At 46.9% G+C, this 19716-nt stretch carries 14 protein-coding genes; 3 read left to right on the top strand and 11 right to left on the bottom strand.

What is annotated here, in order from left to right:
* Positions 1-4 precede the first annotated feature (4 nt).
* Both V7S65_RS02375 and V7S65_RS02370 read right to left on the bottom strand, forming a co-directional pair.
* The gene (locus tag V7S65_RS02375) at positions 5-1327 is read right to left on the bottom strand and encodes a TolC family protein (RefSeq protein WP_336386340.1); all 1323 of its coding nucleotides are present in this window, start codon (positions 1325-1327) and stop codon (positions 5-7) included.
* Positions 1328-1390: 63 nt separating this feature from the next.
* On the bottom strand, positions 1391-1855 hold the full coding sequence (locus V7S65_RS02370; protein WP_133256279.1) for a GbsR/MarR family transcriptional regulator: 465 nt from the start codon (positions 1853-1855) through the stop codon (positions 1391-1393).
* A 257-nt stretch (positions 1856-2112) separates the two neighbouring features.
* On the opposite strand from V7S65_RS02370, the gene V7S65_RS02365 reads away from it, so the two are divergent.
* Genes V7S65_RS02365 through V7S65_RS02355 form a run of 3 tightly spaced genes read left to right on the top strand, consistent with a single transcriptional unit; the run spans position 2113 to position 5884 of the window.
* Positions 2113-3543, top strand: a complete 1431-nt coding sequence (locus tag V7S65_RS02365) for a hypothetical protein (protein ID WP_336386341.1) — start codon at positions 2113-2115, stop codon at positions 3541-3543.
* A 3-nt stretch (positions 3544-3546) separates the two neighbouring features.
* A complete protein-coding gene (locus tag V7S65_RS02360; protein WP_336386342.1) occupies positions 3547-4530 on the top strand; it encodes a caspase family protein in 984 nt (327 codons plus the stop codon).
* Entirely contained in the window at positions 4517-5884 is a 1368-nt protein-coding gene (locus tag V7S65_RS02355; protein WP_336386343.1) for a hypothetical protein, read from the top strand. Before V7S65_RS02360 ends, V7S65_RS02355 begins: the two co-directional genes overlap by 14 nt.
* Positions 5885-5896: 12 nt before the next feature.
* Here the strand turns inward: V7S65_RS02355 and V7S65_RS02350 are convergent, their stop codons facing one another.
* The 9 genes from V7S65_RS02350 to V7S65_RS02310 all read right to left on the bottom strand — a co-directional run bounded on the left by V7S65_RS02350 (position 5897) and on the right by V7S65_RS02310 (position 19584).
* Complete coding sequence (locus V7S65_RS02350; RefSeq protein ID WP_336386344.1) at positions 5897-7219, bottom strand: MutS-related protein; 1323 nt, start codon at positions 7217-7219, stop codon at positions 5897-5899.
* 11 nt (positions 7220-7230) lie between these two features.
* A complete protein-coding gene (locus V7S65_RS02345) occupies positions 7231-8571 on the bottom strand; it encodes a MutS-related protein (RefSeq protein WP_336386345.1) in 1341 nt (446 codons plus the stop codon).
* 6 nt (positions 8572-8577) lie between these two features.
* Positions 8578-10890, bottom strand: coding sequence for a Gldg family protein (locus tag V7S65_RS02340; protein ID WP_336386346.1), 2313 nt, complete (start codon positions 10888-10890; stop codon positions 8578-8580).
* 9 nt (positions 10891-10899) lie between these two features.
* The gene (locus tag V7S65_RS02335) at positions 10900-11826 is read right to left on the bottom strand and encodes an ABC transporter ATP-binding protein (protein ID WP_079468420.1); all 927 of its coding nucleotides are present in this window, start codon (positions 11824-11826) and stop codon (positions 10900-10902) included.
* Positions 11827-11853: 27 nt separating this feature from the next.
* Positions 11854-13326, bottom strand: coding sequence for a RagB/SusD family nutrient uptake outer membrane protein (locus tag V7S65_RS02330; RefSeq protein ID WP_336386347.1), 1473 nt, complete (start codon positions 13324-13326; stop codon positions 11854-11856).
* A 22-nt stretch (positions 13327-13348) separates the two neighbouring features.
* Positions 13349-16930 (bottom strand): SusC/RagA family TonB-linked outer membrane protein, encoded by a 3582-nt coding sequence (locus V7S65_RS02325; protein WP_336386348.1) that lies wholly within the window; start codon positions 16928-16930, stop codon positions 13349-13351.
* 224 nt (positions 16931-17154) lie between these two features.
* Positions 17155-18327: a FecR family protein gene (locus V7S65_RS02320; protein ID WP_111580142.1), complete on the bottom strand. Its 1173-nt coding sequence runs from the start codon at positions 18325-18327 to the stop codon at positions 17155-17157.
* A 22-nt stretch (positions 18328-18349) separates the two neighbouring features.
* Positions 18350-18925: an RNA polymerase sigma factor gene (locus tag V7S65_RS02315; RefSeq protein ID WP_111580141.1), complete on the bottom strand. Its 576-nt coding sequence runs from the start codon at positions 18923-18925 to the stop codon at positions 18350-18352.
* Between the two features lie 50 nt (positions 18926-18975).
* On the bottom strand, positions 18976-19584 hold the full coding sequence (locus V7S65_RS02310; protein WP_111580140.1) for an RNA polymerase sigma factor: 609 nt from the start codon (positions 19582-19584) through the stop codon (positions 18976-18978).
* Between the last annotated feature and the right edge of the window lie 132 nt (positions 19585-19716).

Genomic DNA, 19716 nt, shown 5'->3' with positions numbered 1-19716 from the left:
AGGCTTATTTATTTTGTAAATAATTTATTTCTGTATAGTGTCTGAAAAAATCCATCCTCGCATCGTTCAGTTGTTCCTGTGCTTTGTAGAGATCTGTTTGCACTTCTTTCAGCTGGATCATATCGATGATGCCTTTATTAATTTTCAGCATGGTGAGTTGTTCATTTTCGGTGGCGAGCCGGATATTTTCCTGTTGCAGTTGTATATTTTTGGCAGCTTGTTCCAGTAGTACCTTTTCCTGCCGGTATTTTTTTTCCTGTTGAGATGTATAACTTTTAAACTGCTGATCAGCGGCTTCCCAGCGGGCTTTCTGGCTGCGGGGCTGATAGGCGATCCTGCTGAGCGACAGCGGCATACTGAGTTGCAGGCCCACAAAGCCTACGGTAAACCACGGGGAGCGGGTAATGAAACTGGTTTTATCGCCAAAGCCCAGTTGCTCCCAGGTGCCTTTGATATGCAAGCTTGGGTAGATGGCCGATAAAGAAGAACGGTAATTTTGCTGCGCTACTTTTACTTTCGACCACTCCGCTTCATAATCCGGCAGCTGTTCGCCGTTGAACCCGGTGATGGCCAGTTCCGGTAATTCGCCGGATGCGGCCACCGGCAGCGTGTCTTCCAATGGAAAGCCCATCCAGAATTTCAGGTCCAGGTAGTTTTGCTGCAAGGTGGCAACGGCTTCCAGATGCTCCACCTCCCGGTTTTTCAGCAGGGTGGCCGATTGGTTCAGCACAATTTTATCGATCAGTCCTTTATCAAACTGGCGGCTGATCAGCTGGTGGATGTGTTGATAATTTTCCTGGAGATGAGTGGTAACGGCAACATATTCCTGTTGTTGCTGTACGCTGTACCAGGCAATGCGTACATTCCTGAGCAACGTTTTCAGCAGGGAGTTGTACTCCGCCTGTGCGCCCTGTTCCTGCAGGCGGGCGAGTTTGATGCGTTGCCAGGTTTGTATGTCTACCAGCGGCAGGTCAGCATCCACACCGTAGCTGCCCATCCAGGGGGTTCCCATTCTCACTGGAATAAAAGTGCCCGCGGGTTGGTTCACCAGCTCCCCGGGAAATACCTGTACGGGTATTTTCCAGTAGTTGTCTATTTCTCCTTTCAATGTTATCTGCGGCGTGAGTTGGGCGGCAGCTGCTTTGCGGTCTTGTGTGCCGGCTTGTACCAGCTGCTTTTGTGAGAGGATGTCCTGGTTATGGCTGGTGGCATATTCCAGGCATTTTTCAAGGGTCCATTGCGGAGAAGTGCTGTTTACGGGCATGCTTTGCCCGGCTGCTATCCTTACATGGAGAGCCAGTAACAGCAACAGGCTGACTGTTTTCATCTGATATGTTTGTGTTTCTTTTAGTTCTGAATCAAAAGAACTAAAGTTGGCAAAAAAAGAGGTTTATTTTTGCTGTTGTTTTAATTCAATAGTTCTTTTCCATCGTTCCAGGATCAACGGAATTTCAAACAACATCATCTTGTACAGGTCTGATACTTCTTTCAGTTCTTCGTTAAATGCATCATCTACCTTTCTCGTGGCCCTGATATCATCCATTATGGTATAAAACTGCTTTATCTTTTCAGAGATGTGATCTTCACTGAACATGGTTTTCACATTCACGGAGAAATACCGCTTACGCTGTCCACCAATGGTTTTGGCGTCTACCATCTTTACCGACTCCAGCATTTTGAGCGCATTGGAAACGGCGCTTTTACTCACGCCAAAGTAATTCACCATTTGCTCAAAGGTTGCCTGGTGCTCTTCACTCAGCATCAGGTATATAAATACCCTCGCCGCCACCGGGGTAAGCCCCATTGATTCCATAGTTGTACTATGCTGCTCAATCTTTTCCCTGTATTTTTCCAATATAATTTTTGATATCCGGGTGTAAAGGTATACAAGTATTCTGGTTTTCTTAAAAAAGAACCAATAATTTTTTCAGATAGCACTAAACCCGGCGGCCCCTCTCCCTGGTACAATAAATTTGAATTTCTGTAAAAATGACCGATATTAGAGATCAGGAAAAGAAGCCCCAAAAGACGAGTAACTCCAAACCAGTACCCCAATCATCCCAAATAAAGATGGGCCTTTCCGTGTATTCAAATCATCCCCAAAAAAAGATCATGGAAGCACTTGAAAAAATCTTCTTTGTGAATGCAGGCGCCGATGGCACCTTTGCTGATTCCGGTCACCTGTCCACCACCCCTGCCGATGTAGAACAAATCTTCAGCTACCTCGAAAAAAAAGATATCGAAAAACTGCTCGTCTATTTTCACGGGGGATTAGTCAGCGAAAAAAGCGGGCTGAAAGCTGCCACCGTCATGAAAGAACACTTCGCCGATACCGCGGCCAAAAGACATACCGTTGCCTTTGTATGGGAAACCGGTCCAGCCGAAGTAGTGGTGCAGAACCTGAAAAACCTGAAGGAACTTACCGGTAAAGGCATGTTCGATGAAATCGTGAAATTCGTTACCAAACTGGTGGCTAAAAAACTGGGACTGGATGATGCCAAAGGCGGCGGCACCTACCTCAGCGATGAAACCATTGCCGCGGAAAAACAAAAGATCGAACCTTTTGAAGACCTCGACCGGTCGCTGGATGCCCGCGGCGGAACACCCCTTGAAATAGATGAGGAAGACGAAAATTACAGTACCTACTACGCCAAACTGGAAACAGAAGCCAAAGGGCTGGTGAGCGCCGAAGGATCGGATGAACTTAAATATGAACAAGCCGAAGGCGATGAAGTGGCCAGGGGCGGAATGCTGTTTGTAGCCAAAGTAGTAGCGCAGATAGCCTTTGCAGTATTAAAACGCTACTTCAAAAAAACGCACCACGACTTCTACCCCACCATCATGGAAGAAGCCTTCAGAAAACTGTACCTGGATAAAATTGGCGGATGGGGCTGGAAACAGATCAAAGATAAATCCGGCAACATGTTCAGCAGCAACAGCGGACGAACCGGTAACAACCTGCATGCCGGTACACACTTCCTCTCCCTGCTGGATGCACACCTGCAAAAACGAAAAGCCGCAGGGAAAAAACTGGATATAGAACTGATAGGACACAGCGCCGGCGCCATTGCCGTATGCAACCTGCTCGAAGCCACTACCAACCATTTCAATGCCATTACCTATAACAATGTTTTCTTCCTGGCGCCCGCCTGCAGAACAGACTTCTTCCTCCAGAAGGGAAGCCCCGCGCAGGAAAAAGGCGTGTTCAAACATTTTAAGATGTTTACAATGGACGAAAGCAATGAGAAAAAAGATCATTGTATTCCCTTTGCTTACACACACTCCTTATTGTACCTGGTGTCCGGTCTTTTTGAAGAAGAGGTGGATGCCAAAATTATGGGGCTGCATGAACAATTGAAAGCAACCGGCCGTTACGAAAGCTTTGATGAACTGAAAAAACTGAATCAATATATCAGCAATAATAAACTGATCCTCTCCACAGATCTTGAAAATGCCGATGAAAGCCTGCGCTGCAGCTCTCTTAAACACGGCGATTTTGACAACGACACACTCACTTTAACCGCTATTCTAAAAAGTATTTAACTCATGGAATATGCAATTATAATAGGTATTGACCATTATGATAAAAGGGCACTCTCCGGGGCAGTAGCCGATGCAGAGGCATTTGCAAAATTCCTGACCGATATGCAGCTCGTTTCCAACCCCGATAATATTAAACTACTGAAATCCGATGCCAGCAACCAGATTGTGATTGGCTATGAAATTGATAATGCCATTGAAGCCATCACAGAAAATGCGAAAACACACCGGAACGAAAGCAATCGGATCTACTTTTATTTTTCCGGTCATGGTATCGGCAATACCTTTAACAATACCGCCCTATGCATGCGGTTCTGGCCCAAAATGATTAATCACTGTATCTCCAGCCTGGATTACTTAACCGGGCTGATTAACAAAGGGATCTTTGATGAAGTACTATTGTTCCTCGACTGCTGCCGGGAAAACGACACCATGATAAAAGGGCTTCCTCCTATCGGCGACTGGCAGAATAAAGTAGGAGAACGCGTACCCAAAGTATTGGTTTGCAATTCCACCATCTACGGGAAATTAAGCTATGAAGTATCGATCGACTCCAACCAGAAAAGAGGCGCCTTTACTTCTTTCCTCATCGAAAGCCTGAAAGGCGATGCCGATATCAACAACAGTGGCAGGATCACCGCACTGGACCTGAAACAGCACATAGAAAACAATTTCCCTACCTATGCCCTGAAATACAATAAGATCCAGAACGGCAGCGCCTCTACGGACAATGGCGGCGATAACATCGTGATCTGCGAAGTAAAAAAACTGGAAGAAGCCTACAACTTCGAAATCACCTTTAACCGTAATTCCAATGTGACCCTCTATAATAAAAACGCTGACAAACTGCGTACAGATAACGTAGTTACAGGAGATAAATGGCACTACAAACTGGAAAAAGGGAATTATGTTTTAGTGGACAACGTAAGTGGTGAACAAAAAACTATCATCAACTTCTCTGAAAATACTATGGGTTATGAACAATTCTGATGTTAAATTCCATATTCTCGTAGCTTTCAACCAACCAGTGGAGGGATTGCACCTGGTACTCGTAGATGGCGATCTGCAGATCATTTACGCCGGGTACACTTCCCAATTGGATATGTTTGTGGAAAAAGGCATCTACCGCCTGAAAGTAAACCTGATCGATTATTACCAGGAATATCTGCTCATTGTGGATGCCGATAAAACATTTCACTTCGACTTCGACTACCCCTCTGTTGCACCCATCTTATCTTTCAAAGCCACCCATGATTACTTGTGCAAAAATCTTGAAGCATTCAGCATACAATCCACCAACCCCAGTACGCCGGACCGGCCCAACTTCCTCTTCTTTGGCGCCAAATACGACAAAAACACTTTCCCGGAACTGGTTCCTGTTACCTTACTTACCAGCTACTCCATTCTCAGCAGTACCAATGAAATATTGATTGAATTCAACACTGATAATACCCGCTTTAATAATGAAGAAGGCTGGTTTATTTTTTCCGGCAAACTGGATAACGGGTTATACTTCCTGAAAGCCAATGGCACAGAAGATCCCAGGATCTTTCCCTTCTATATATACGATCATTATCAAACCCAATTCATGATCCGCTATCATAATAAAGCGGATATGGAAAATTGTTTCTTCTTTTATTCCAATAAACAATCATTCCGCCGGGAGGCGGAAGAATACCTCGTGCTGGACAAAATCATGTATGCGTTCAAGGACTATAAAAATTTCCAGCAGCTCACCGACAGCGATCACGGGATCATCCGGGAGCATCCTTTTTTGGTAACGCTTGTCCGCGCGCTGCAAATACTGGCCACCGGGGAAAATACAGACTTTACAGATTGCGAATTCCTTCCCCTCCCCGATCTTGAGCTGCTGGCGGGCAATAAACAGCTTATTGAATTAAACAATCTTTTGCCGGTACTGTCTGCCGTAATGACCCGCTTTGCCGTTAATGAAAATAACAGCGGGATTAATTTTGAACAGGAATTGCTGATAGATATGGTGATCGATTACGTTAAATATGATCTTTACTGGAATAATTTTTCGCAGATAGATGCACCTTACAGCAACCTTACCGGCTTCATGAACCGTTTGGACGAACTTACGAGAAGCTTTATTACACATCCTTACATCATCAATGTAAAAGGTAATACCTACCAGGAACGGTTGATCCAAGCCGTTACCCGGCTAATCGCCACCAACCAGACAAAGGAAGCCATTAAACTCCTTACAAGGGCAGACAGCATTTCCACGATCGCACAACAATTAAATTTACCCACCAGCCAGGTGTTCCGGAACTTTGATACCTACAACGATATTTATAATAAGATAAATCCCACGCAATGAGAGGTTGCTATCTTAAGACAAAATAATTTCCAGGATCCCTTCATTTTCTATGATCATCATGCCGTGCCGGTCGGTAGTGATACCGGTTTCCAGCTGGTAAGTATATCGTGGCACAGTGCCTTCCATCACGGTTGGCAGGTAAGCAAACTGCAGATTATCACATCGCTGTTTTAGTGTTTCCCCTACCTCAATGATATGGGTGGAGATAATAAAGAAGGAATTCCTGTATTGGGAAAAGGCTTCCGTTACCGCCAGGGTGGCATCATACGCATCTTTTACATTGGTGCCTTTAAATAATTCATCAAAAATTACGACGAGGTTCTTTTTCTGACTCACTTCTGCGGCCACATTTTTTACGCGCATCACTTCCGCGTAAAAATGGCTGTATCCCAGGCTCAGGCTGTCCGGTACATTAATAGAGGTATATAGGCCGTCTCTCACCGCAAACTTCATCGAGACGGCAGCTACCGGGAATCCCATATGCGCCAGGTACACCGCAATGCCAAAAGACTTCATCAGCGTGGATTTACCGGCCATATTGGCGCCGGTGAGGAACATCACGTTCCGGTTCAGGTGAAGGGATAAAGGATTAGGCACGCCATTGTCCAGCCCCGGATGCCGGAGTCCATCTACCTGGATTAAATGATCCGTTACCGGCAGCGCGGTTGCATAAGAGAAATTTTTCTCCCGCGCCACCTGGCTCACTGTTGTGTAAACATCCAACAGGTAGATATTTTCCAGGATGATGTCCATTTCTTTTCGCAGGGTATTACGCAACAGGAAATCATAGCGGACCACTTTCATCAGCGGCAACTGTGTTGCGTCTTTTTCTTCGGTAAGCCATTTTAACCGGTGATTGGAAAAAATATCCAGCAACATTTTCACCTGTTCCCGGAAAGGATGCGGATGGTTATCATCCATATGATTTAACAGCTCCTTCAACGCGTTTAATGCGGCGATACAGGCCAGCAGCCCGTTGTGCAGGATTGTAAACTGGTCATCTCTCAACAGCGAATGCCCAATCTTTTTTTTCACCGTCGTAATCATTTCCGATACCCTGTTGCCGGCAGATCCCATGCCCAGGTAATTTTCCGCTACCCGGAAAGCGCCGTTCTGAAAGGGAAACTCCAGCTGCTTTTCCTGGAAGTACCGGAACGTGCTGCTGCGCCGGTTGATTTCTTCCGGCGTTGTAAGCGGATGCTGGAACATAGATTCCAGTAACCGCTCACCGCCTGCTGTGCGCACCTTATTAAAAAGACTGTAAATAGAATGCGATTTATATTTACCCAGCAGGTTCAGGTCATCCAATGTTTGTTTATCGGCAATGAAGCTCATGTTATTATCTTTTAATTCATTTTTGAGATACCTGCCCGCAGCATATCAAGGATACCCTCATTATTGATGATGATCATACCATGACGGTCGTCCGTTATACCATTTTCCAGTTTGTACGTGTACACAGGTTTGTTACCATTCATACGTGTAGGGAGGTAAATAAAATGAACATTATCACAGGCTTGTTTTAATACTTCCCCGGCCTCAATGATATGGGTGGAAATCACAAACAGGCTGTTACGTTTGGTAGCAAAGGCTTTGGTAATGGCAATAGTAGCTTCGTAGGCATCTTTTACGTTGGTACCGCGGAACATTTCGTCAAATACGATCAGCAGGTTTTTACCCTGACTGAGTTCATGTGCCATCTTTTTCACGCGCAGCACTTCCGCATAAAAATGGCTGGCGCCCATCCCAAGATTATCCGGAAGATTTATTGTAGTGTAAATACCATCCAGCACTGAAAACTCCATGCGGGTGGCCGGTACCGGGAAACCCATATGCGCGAGGAACAGCGCAATGCTCAATGATTTCATGAAAGTAGACTTCCCGGCCATGTTAGCGCCTGTCAGGAAAATAACGTTGCCATCCGGGGTTATCCCGATCGTGTTGGCCACGGCATTGGGCACCTGCGGGTGATACACGCCTTCCAGGGTTACCGTCAGGCGGCTTTTTTGCAGGGCAACCGGGAACACAAATCCCCGCTCCTTTGCCACCTTTGCTACGGCGATGTATACATCGAGGTAATAGATATGCCGCAGCAGTTTCAAAATAATGTCCCGATGGCGGAAACGGAAAATACCGTCAAAAGCAGCCATTGTAGCGGCCGGCAGCTTGTCTTTTCCCGTTTGTGTGATCACGGGGCTCAACGCGGGGTCCGTCAGCAGTGCGGCTATAGCGGCTTTCTCTGTTTTATAATAAGGCATTCCCGCTACTTCCGGTGAGTGAATAAAATCATGCAGTCCTTTTATCAGCCTGGCAAGCGCCATCACTCCCTTACGGAGCTGAACAGCGTCTGCATCCGGTGCAATAAGGCTGCTGAGTTTTTTAGTGACCGCATGTTCTTCTATGGTGAGCCTGGTCCGTTCATCCGTATTTGTGAGATAGGGTTCTGCTGCATCAAAGAGTGTATTCTCAAACGGGAACACGGTTTCCTTTGCAGCAAAATGCTGAATGATGCCACTGCGGCGGTTAATCATCTGCTCGTCCGACAGCGGGTACTGGAACATTTCATCCAGCACCGCTGCACCACCTCTCGTGATGCAGCGGTTAAAGATATTGAAGATGGAATCTCCGCCATGTTTGCCAAAGATGTTAAGATCTTCCAGTGTTTGTTTATCTGTTGTAAATAGCATAAAGTTTTATTTCCGCTTACGCCTGATCAGCAATATAGCGCCAAAAGCAATCATGATTCCCGGCATCACCCAGAGGTATACGATCTTCAGCAGATCTACATCGTCAAGCGATACTTTTACCCGGTTGTCTTCCGATTCCGGGCGGTGTGTATCTATGGGGAACTGTTTATAATCCAGCCAGCTGAATAATGCGGTGATGAAGGGGAAGTTAGCGGTTTCCACATCAAACCTGTTCAGGTTGCTGTTACTCATAAAATCGGCATCGCCGGCTACAATGATGCGTTGTTCTTTACCGTTCACTTTGCGGGTCATGCTGATCATCACCGGCAATGCTTTTCTCTCATCACCAGCGGCGGCATCATATACAACCTGTGCAGAATCCAGTACCAGCGAGGTTTTCCTTAGCCAGCTCTTTTGGGTATCGGTAATCAGCAATGGCTCAATGGTGAAGGAACTACCGCTGTAGGCAAGACCGGTAACACCCGGCATTGCCACTTTCAGGCTGTCTTTCACTGTTTTCGCTACATCGGCGGATAAAGACACTGCCAGCGGAGTTAACTGCGGCAATACGATATCCGGCGTAAGATCCTTGCTGGGTTGGGCCACCACACCTTCCATCATTTGCACGCCCAGTTTTTGCAGGATGGGATTGAGCACCGTTTGCTTGCCTGGTTCCCCGGCAATAAGCAGGTTTCCTCCTTTATCAATATACTGTTCCAGTTTGGCCTGCGCAGCAGCGCTGAGGGCCGTTTTCGGATCTGTCAGTACCAGGGCGGTAATCCCTTCTGGGATATCGCGCGAACCGAGGGAGATGGTGTCTGAATCGAAGCCCTGGTTAATGAGGGAATACCGGAATGGTTTAGTATTGGTGATGGTCATATATTCCCTGGCGCCCACTTTATGAATATCCCTTTCCAGGTCGCCGGTTACAAACAGGATCTTTGGCAGCTTAGCCTGCAGTAAACGTTTGAAGGCAGCGGAAACCTCTGTTTCGCCTGGCCATACCATCTGATCATCGAAGACCCGCAGAAAAGTAGAGCGGCCTTTGTATTTTAACTGCATTACAAACCGGTTCAATTCAGGTTCCAGGTCAATTATTTTTTTGATCTCTTCGGGTGTTTTAAACGCGGATACCTTCATCCCCATCCCACGTATGGTTTGCTCCGCCGCCTCTTTAACAGTTTTGCCGGGATACATTTTAGAAAACGGAAACTGCGGATTATCCAACGGCTCTGCATAGTACTGTACAAACCGGAAACTGATACCCGGCTTGAAACGGGTATACAGATCCCAGTTGTCCAGCAGCCTGTTACGTTGCTCGGGTACGCCCAGCCACGAATATCTGCTCAAAGCATTGTTATAAGTGATCACTTCCAGTGGTTCATCTCCCAACTCTTTAATAATCCGTTGGGCATTGGGTGTGAGGGTTCGTTCCTGGTGAACCGTGGTATCCGTATAGGTTGTAAAGGCAGGCCGGGAACTGATATACCCCACAGCCAGGCCAATAACCACCACGATCACATATCTCATTGCTTTCACCATAAATGGCCTGGATTCCATGCCGGATTTCAGCTTGAAATAGGTGAAGCCGATAAACATAAAGATGATAACGAGGAAATATAATACATCTTTACTGCTGATTAAACCAAACAACATTTTCTGCGTACGTCCCTGGATAGACAGGAAATAGGTAAGATCCCGCACAAAATCGATGCTTTGCCACATGGTGCCTACAAAGCTGAGGATGCCGATCATCACAAAAGTACATACCGCCGCTACTACCTGGTAGGTAGTTAAACTGGACATAAACAACCCGATGGCGGCGTACGTGCACAGTAACAGGAAAAGTCCCAGTACAGCAGATAGCATGATCCCGCTGTCCAGTGATTTGATCTGCCACATTCCGGCCGCAATGAAAACACTCATAGCTGCTACCATCAGCACACTGTAAATGAGCATCGCCAGGTACTTACCCAGCACAATGTCCCGTACTTTTATCGGGGAAGAGTACAGCAGTTTAATGGTACCACTGCTGGTTTCCCGGCTGATCAATCCCATTGTAAGCAAGGGAATGTAGAGATACAGTTTCTGCATCACGTTATCGAATACGCTCATTTGACTGGAAAAGATCTTGATAGTCAGATGATCCATATACCGTAACTGTTCGCCGCCCATTTCCTGCATGCCGGCGTATCCTTTCAGCTGAAGGAAATAGGCGATACCACATTGAATAAAAAAGGCAACCAGTAAAAACCAGGCAATGGGAGAATAGAACAGTACCCGTAGTTCTGTTTTTGCAATTCTGAATATTGTCTTCATTAAATATTTTTATTGAGATGATTGACTGGATAATTGTTTGAAGATCTCATCGAGTGCTGTTTTATCGAGATTGATTTCGCGCAGCCGCCATCCGTTCTGCACACTGGCGATGATCAGCTTTTCGGTGATATCCTGGTTGCCGTTGAAATACAGGCGCACTTGCCGTTCTGTAAGAAAATCGGCTTTGGTAACCCCATCTATTTTCAACAGCTCGGCGGCAGCCGGCGGATTTTCCAGGTGCATCATTACACTGTGTGGTTCCACATAGTTGTTGAATGCGTCCATGCTGTCGGAGAATACGATCCTTCCGTTTTCAATCATCTTGATTTCTTTACAGAGCAACTGTATTTCAGAGAGAATGTGGGAAGAAAAGATAACAGCCCGGTCCTGTGCAATTTCTTTGATCAGGGAGCGGACTTCCGTGATCTGGTTGGGATCGAGGCCATTGGTAGGCTCGTCCAACACTACCAGGCGGGGACGGTGAACAATGGCTTGTGCAATGCCTACGCGCTGCCGGTAGCCACCGGAAAGATTGCGGATCAACCGGCTGCTGAAGTGGTCGATGCCGCAACGTTCCTTGGCTTCTTTTATGGCTGGTTTCATTCTGTCTTTTGGCAACTGTCTTAATCCTGCGCAATAACCCAGGTATTCATCTACCGTCAGATCCATGTACAGCGGCGGGTTCTGCGGCAAAAAACCGATCTCTCTTTTTGCGAGCTGCGGATCTTCGCGCATGTTGATTCCATTGATATATACATTCCCTTCTGTTTGGTTCAGGGCGCCGCAAAGGATGTTCATGGTGGTGGACTTACCCGCACCATTAGATCCCAGCAGTCCGACGATACCGGTTTTGCTGATCTCTATATTGATATCACGGATCGCCCATGAGCTGCTATACTTATGAGACAGGCGCTCAAGCTTTACAATGCTGGTCATATCGTGTTGGTCTGTTTTTTTATTGAATTATGGATTATCGGGCATACCCGGGTTGTTCTGTATAAAGTAGGGCGGTATTTTCATCACCAGGCGGTTGGGCTGCTTCAGTGTAATGACCGTAGTTGTTCCGTTGGTGTTGTACAAAGTATGCGTGATCGGCTTACCGCTGAAAATGGGATCTACCGATAATCTACGCATATCAAACCAGCGGTATCCCTCCTGTGCAAATTCACGGATACGCTCATCGATGATGTATTTTATCAGCGCAACCTGGTTGCCGGCGATGATTGCCGGCACCGGCGCATCAGCCGATGGCATGCGGTTCCTTCTTAATGTTTCCAGGTCTGCAACTGCGCCACCCAGGTCGTTTGTCCTGGCCCTGCACTCTGCCCGTAGCAGGTACAGTTCGGGCAATTGCAATCCGAAGCGCGACCAGGTAATTCCATATTTACGCAACCTGCCGCCGGGGTTGAGGTTACCATCCATATCTTTGTTGGTATACAGCAGCAGGCGCTGATCATGAGGCCCATACAAGGCTGCGGTGGCCGGCATCAGTACCAGTCCGTCGGTGCCAAACATATTCCCCCGGAACGGACCATTGTAATAAACTTTAGAAAGAATTGCTTCCCTGGTATCATTGCGGTTAACGCCCGGCCCCTGCGGGCCGAAAGTTGGATCGATGGGCAGGAATGCGCCGCCCGGTGCAAACTCCACGTTGTAGTTATACAGTACCGGTGTGCCGTTGGCAGCAATATCGGTGAAGGCATTATTCAGTAATGGCAACGCATCCGTATAGCGGCCCATAAATATATACACTTTGCCCAACAGCCCGGCCACCGCGGGTTTGGACATGCGCGTCACAATACTGGGGCGCACGGGTACATCCGCCAGTGCTTCTGTAAGGTCTTTAATAATAAAATCATAGCTACCCTGTACGCTGCCGCGGCTGAACTCCCGCACGGTAATATCCGCTTTGTCGATAACCGGGAAACCCATATCTGTAGCGGCAGTAGCAGCATCGTAGGGTTTTGCGTAAAAATTGATAAACTGGAAATTTATCCAGGCGCGGGTAGCTTTTGCTTCGGCGAGGAGTTGTTTCTTTTGCGCATCTGATCCTCCGGAAGATTCCATCACTTCTGCGATGATCTTGTTGAGCAGGTACATCTTTTCCAGTCCTTCCCGTAACAAGTAAGGGTACGACAGTTCATCGCCAGGCTTATAGATGCTGTCGGCCCATTGAAAAAGCCGCGGCATCCATACCGAGCCCCTGTTCAGAAACGCTGCTTCTGCGCCTGTTTCATCGCCCATTGATACGGCTTCCTGCCACCCTGAAATGTCACTCATATAAAACCAGGGGTTGTTCATCAGCTTATCATAGTCGTCGGTGGTGGTAGCTACCTGGCTGCCCTGCGGCACTACTTCCAGGAAATCCTTTTTGCAGGCAACAAAAGAAAAGAGCAGCGTTATATATAAGAAAGGACAAATTATTTTCTTTATCATGATCTGTTCATTTTATGTTCACTTATAAAGTAAGGTTTACGCCCAGGCTGTAGCTATGCAGAAAAGGAGGCGTGGTCCTGCCCCCCTGCCGCATGTCGTGGTATTCCGGATCAATACCATGATCGTTGGCTTTCCACACCATAAAATTGGTGGCTTGTCCGTATACGCTCAGTTCCTGTACCTTCAAAGGTTTCAGCCAGGAAGCAGGCAGTTCATAATTAAGCGTAAGGTCCCTGATCTTGATATAGGAGGCGCTCACTACATTGATATCGGCCCTGTTATAGTAGTTCATGTTGCGGCGGGTATAGCCTTCAGATGGATTGGCTACATAGGAAGGCATATTGGTGATAGCTTCATCTCCCGGCTTTTTCCAGCGGTCCAGGAAAAAGCTGGGCAGATTTCCGGACATAAATCCTGACGCATATTGTCCTATCCGGTCAGAGGTGATAATGGCAGCATCAGTGCGCATCACATTGCCCATGTTATAAATCATGTTCACCGAAAGTGAAATGCCCTTGTAACGAAAGGTATTGGAGAACCCGCCATTGAAAATGGGAATGGTGGTGCCCATATATTTAATATCCTCATTCTTTGTTTGGTAGTAGGGATCTTTGATAATGGATTTATCGCTGAGTTTTATCTGCGGGTCGCCCATATTATCCAGTCCGCCCCAGGTGTAGGCGAAAACAGGCCCGGCGGGATAACCGATATAATAGAACGATTGTATTTTATAATCCCCGGTATTGGCATAGGCGGATAGCGTTTCAAAATCCAGCAGCTTATTTTTGTTATAGCTGAATATAAATGTGGTGGACCAGTTCAAACCATTTCCCTGGATATTCTGTGAAGTGATATTCAATTCGAAGCCTTTATTGGAATATTTGCCGATATTGCCCAGGCTACTTCTATATCCGGTAAATGGATTCAGGAAAACGTTGCCCAACATGTCGGAGGTGGTTTTGCGGTACATATCAATACTTCCGCTGATCCTTCCTTTCAGCAGGGAATAATCTATACCGATATTAATGGTTTCAGTATGCTCCCAGGCAAGTTTGTTATTGGCAGTAGTTTGAATGCCTAATGCATCACCGGCTATTCCGCCGCTAACAGCCTGGGGGCTCGCATTCAGGATATCATTCCTTGATGCAGACCCCACGTAGGGCGAATTACCGGTGATACCATAGGTGGTTCTGATGCTAAGGTTATCGACCCATGTGATGGGTTTGAAAAAATGCTCTTTTGCCAGTTGCCACTTAGCGCCAAAACTCCATATCGGCTTATTCTGCGAAGAAACATCGCTGCCAAAAAGATTACTGTGATCCTGCCGCCAGCTTCCATCTACACTATATTTTCCGTTAAAAGTATAACTGGCCAGTGCAAATTTTGAAGTAAAACGGGAGAGCGTTTGGTTAACGAAGTATGGGCGCTGCAGGTAGCCGTAACCGCTAACCGTACCTGTTACACCCTGGCTCAGGGTGGCATAATCAACCATCCCATAGGTGCCCAGTTTTTCATCATATCCCAAAAAAGTACTGGTGGTGGAAAAGTTGAATTGTTCCTGTGCCTCCTGCCCTAGCTGTATCATCAGGTGATCCCGGCCCTGTCCGGGTTCTGCAGTGTATACCAGCTGGTTCCGTACGGTCCAGTTGCGCTGATCGTTGTGCCCCTCCATGAAAGTGCCGCCGGTAGTGGGTACCAGGTATTTAGGTGTGGAATTGACAGTAGGCGCTATGGTAAAACCCAGGAGCTGCTGCCGCTGAGAAAACGCCCTGTTATCACTAAAATAGTTGTTAATACCCGGAGATTTCACATAACCATAGGTACCATCAAAACTCAATCCTTTCCAGATTTTGATGTTTGCGTTGGCGGTAAGGTTAATGAAAATAGTATTCCTTTCACTATGCGCGTAATCCGTTTCATCCAGCGGTACATAATCCATATTGATCCTGCTGCGCGCCTGGTAATCGAGCCGCAGGGAATCTGACCAGCCGGACATAAAAGGCATTGCTACGTTTTTCCCGGATGCATCCCTGGGCAGCAGATAGGGCAACACATTAGGAGCAGCTGCCACCTGGTTCTTTGAGCTTTGTACGCTGTTGATGAGAGAGGCGTTTACAGAGATCCTGATATTTTTATTCGGCTGAAGATTTTGCGTCAGGTTTATTTTGTAACTATTGTCTTTATTTCCCGGCATATTATCCTGCGACATAGTATAGCCCAATGATCCATAAAATGAATACACGTTATTTCCACCGCTCACAGAAACGGTATGATTGGTGGTAAACGCCGGGCGAACCATCAGATCAAGGATCTGCTGCCGGTTGTTGATAGACGCCAGGCTGTCCATTCCTTTGTTGTACTGCGCGTCAGAGATCAGTCCGCGGTAATGATCATACATCAGCTGGTCGTGCGGCGGAATGGTTTGATCGTACAAGGTATTCCACGGAAACTGTATGGGGTCGAATAATTCTTTTGCGGTGGCAATGAACTGCTGGCTGTTCATCACCGGGATATAACTGTAGTTGGGTTTACCCTGGAAGTTAATAAAGCCGTTGTAGCCAACCGTGAGCCGTTGATTATTTTTCCCCGATTTAGTGGTGAGTACTATTACGCCGTTGGCTGCCCTGGCGCCATAAATGGCGGCAGCAGCGGCGTCTTTCAATACTGTGATATTCTCGATATCATCGGGGTTCAGCGTACTGAAATCGTTTACGATCATGCCGTTGACCACATACAGCGGATCTGTGTTCAGCTGAACGGTGCCTTTTCCCCTGATCACACTTCTCCGGGTAGTAACGCCATTTCCATTCATGTTGCGTGAATCTACATCATAATCGGCGCCCACTGCCAGGGTTAATCCGGGGATCAGTCCATCGAGTCTTTGCATGATATCCATGCTGCCGGTACGTTTGGCAACAATCTCCATATCCGGCTTACCAAAGGAGCCGGTGGCCCTTTCTTTATCGAGTTTCTGATAGCCGGTATTAACAATCACCTTTACATCGGAGAGCTGGTACACTTTACTTTTTACGACAATGGTATGTTGCTGTTCATCCATGTTCAGCTCGCCGGTCCAGGGTTCTATATTTACGCCGGTAATCCGGGCCTTCACCACCGGAAGTTCTACTTCAGATAAAATGAAGACGCCCTTTTCGTCTGTAAAAGACATCTGCAAACGGTCGGCGGATACATCAGCGTGAACGGTGGCGCCGGCAATAGGTCTTTTGCGTTCATCTACTACCCGCCCGTTGAAAATCCTGCCTGGGTTGGAAGGCACTGGCTCCACCATTACCGGTTGCGCCATTGCAGCAGGTTGTTCGGGTGTAATCACAATCACCTTATTTTTTATTTCCCAGGTAAGATGTTGTTCTGAAAGACATTGATCCAATACATCCTCCAGGGAGGCATCTTTTACGTTCAGGTTTACAGATTTCGATTTCTTCAGTGTTTCTTTACTGACGAGCACAGAATATCCTGTTTGTTTTTCTACTTCCCTGAAAATTTTCTCCAGGGATAAATTCCGTCCTGTGATCGTAATCTTTTGTGCGTAAGCATTGGCGCTGAGAAGTAATGCTGCTGTAAAAACAAAGAAACATACCTTCATAAATCTGGTCAGTTTAAGTGGCATACGATCAGGCATGGGACTGCCATGTACAATTAAGTTCATATCTTTGTACCGGTTTGGATGTTAAAGTAATGCTGAAAAGCGATTTTGGTTTTACGTTTAAGTCCTGCTGTTATCCGGAAATGTTTTCCCCATTTCCGGATTTTTTTTGGTTGATGTACTACGGTTTATTTATATATTTTCATTCACAATGACTGGTTGGTTTAATTTTTTCTAGGACCGGGAATAACGATGATCTTCTTCCCTTTTATTTCAAAATGTACTTTGTGTGTTAATTCCAGGACGTCCAGGATTTGTGTGGCGTTTTCGCTTTTCGGAATGGCGCCGTAAAATTCTTCGCCCGGCAGCTGTCCCTGGTATACGATCTCTACATCATACCACCTGGCCACCTGCCGCATGATGGTGGCAATGTCTGTATTATAAAAACGGAACTTGCCTTCCTTCCAGGCCAGCACTTCTTCCAGGTCTGGTGTGGTTATGACAATACCGGGTGCGCCATTTGTTACTGCTGCCTGTTGCCCGGGTTTTAATATTTTCTGTTCTCTTTGCTGTATCACCCTGATGGCGCCGTTTATCAGCGTGGTTTTGATGGCTGCTTCGTCGGGGTATGCCATCAGGTTAAATTCCGTTCCCAGTACTTCGATGCGCTGCCCTTTGGAAACAACGATAAAAGGTTTCGTGGCATTCTTAGCCACACGGAGGTATGCTTCTCCCGAAATTTCCACACTCCTTTCTTTATCATCAAAACGGTTGGGATACCTGATGTAAGAAGCGCTGTTGAGCCATACCTCCGTACCATCAGACAGTTGCAGCTGATATTGTCCGCCACGCGGGATGGTAAGCACATGCATGGTAACAGCTCCCGAAGGATCGGCTGCATAGGCGAGTTTGCCGTTGTTTTGTTTAACCACGCCATTTTCACCGGCAATTTGGCCGTTGCTGATACTATCCAGTGTAATCACTTTGCCATTGCCCAGCGTGAGTATCGCTTTGTTGCCACCCGGCGCCAGTGGCGTTTGTACGGCCATTGGCCTGCGTTCCAGCGAACGGTAATAGGTATAGCCACCTATGCCAATCAATACCGCTATACAGGCCGCCGCAGCCATCCGGAGCCAGGTCATGCGATACACCGGCGTTGCAGCAGGGGTGGCACCGGTGGCAGTCATGATAGCCTGCCACACCACGTCTTCCCGCTCCGGTGGCAGGTCTGTCAGCGGTTTTTGTTCCCGCAAACCGCGGCGCAATACTTCGCGCAAAATATCCTCGTGGCCGGGCTGCTGCAGATACTGCAGGAATTCCGCGTGTTCCTGTGCGGTAGCGGCGCCCTGGATGCAACGGTGATATAAAGCAGCTATATTATCTGGTAGTTCCATCATTCAATTTCTTAGGTGTATGTTTTTAATGGGAAAGCTTTGCCAGGCAAAACCGCCGTATCGATCGCATTGCCTGATCCAGGTTCCATTTCACAGTTTCGGGCGACACCAGGAGCTGATCGGCCACTTCATTTCTTTTTAATCCTTCCTGTTTTATCAGCTTATAGGTTTGTTGCTGTTTATCCGGTAGCCGGGCTACAGCTTCATCCAGCAAGGTATCCAACTCTTTTTCGATGTAGAGGTCCAGCGGATCTTTTTTGTCCGTTTCCGCTTGTGACTGCGGATCGCTGACGGTTCTGCGCAACTCCCGGATCACTTTAAAACCGGCATGTTCCGTTACCCGGTAAATCCACCCTCCGAAATGTGTGATCACCGGTAACCGTTCCCGGTGCAACCATACCTTCATAAAAACTTCCTGCAACACATCTTCGGCCAGTTCGCGGCTTCCCGTGAGGTGATAGATGGTGGTATACAGTTGTTTCCTGTAATGCGCAAATACCATGGCAAAAGCAGCGGTGTCTCCGTTGGCAATTCTCCCGAGTAACCCTGCTTCATCAGGCAGATAAACAGTATGATTTTTACGGCCTTTCCTGTGAATCATATATATAAGAGCCACGGGAATAACAATTGGGGGGTAAGGACGAAAAAAAATTATTGCAGGCCGTTCACCAGCATAAAAGCCAGGGTAAGTCCCAGGTGCGCCATGCAATATTTACGGACGGACTGGTTGGCCTGGTCCAGGTTCCATTTTACGGTTTCGGGTGACACTGACAGTCGTGCTGCCACCTCTTTTCTTTTCAGTCCCTGTTGCTTAATGAGCCGGTAAGTGAGCTGCTGTTTCTCCGGCAATTGCGCAATGGCGGCCTCCAGCAACTGGTCGTATTCTTTCTCAATAAAAATATCAACGGGATCTTTTTCCGGCGGAGTTAACGGATCGTTGGATAAAACATGCAGTCCGCCTGCTATACGACGGTTATTGCGGATCACTTTGAAGCCGGCATATTCGGCCACTTTATACAGCCATCCGGGGAAATTAATAATGCCGGGCAGTCGCTCCCGGTGCATCCATACCTTGATAAATACCTCCTGTAATACATCTTCGGCCATCTCATGACTGCCGGTTACATGTAAAACAGTGGTGTACAGATTTTTCTTATACGCTTTGAACAATATGGCAAAGGCCGTGCTGTCACCGTCAGCTACGCGATGCAGCAACTCCTGCTCTCCTGGCAGATCCTCATGAATTCCGAAACCCCTCATATGTGAATCAATGAAATCAGGATAAATTTCCTTGATTAGTAAATTATGGTTGTGGAAGTAAATTTATTAATAAAATCTGCCGGAAGGTTATTTTTTTAAACCGAAACACCATATACATAATATATTATATAT

It is taken from the genome of Chitinophaga sp. CCNWYY40, assembly GCF_037483205.1.
Taxonomy (GTDB): domain Bacteria; phylum Bacteroidota; class Bacteroidia; order Chitinophagales; family Chitinophagaceae; genus Chitinophaga; species Chitinophaga ginsengisegetis.
Note: the sequence above shows the minus strand (reverse complement) of the source record. Positions and strands in the feature narration are given on the sequence as shown.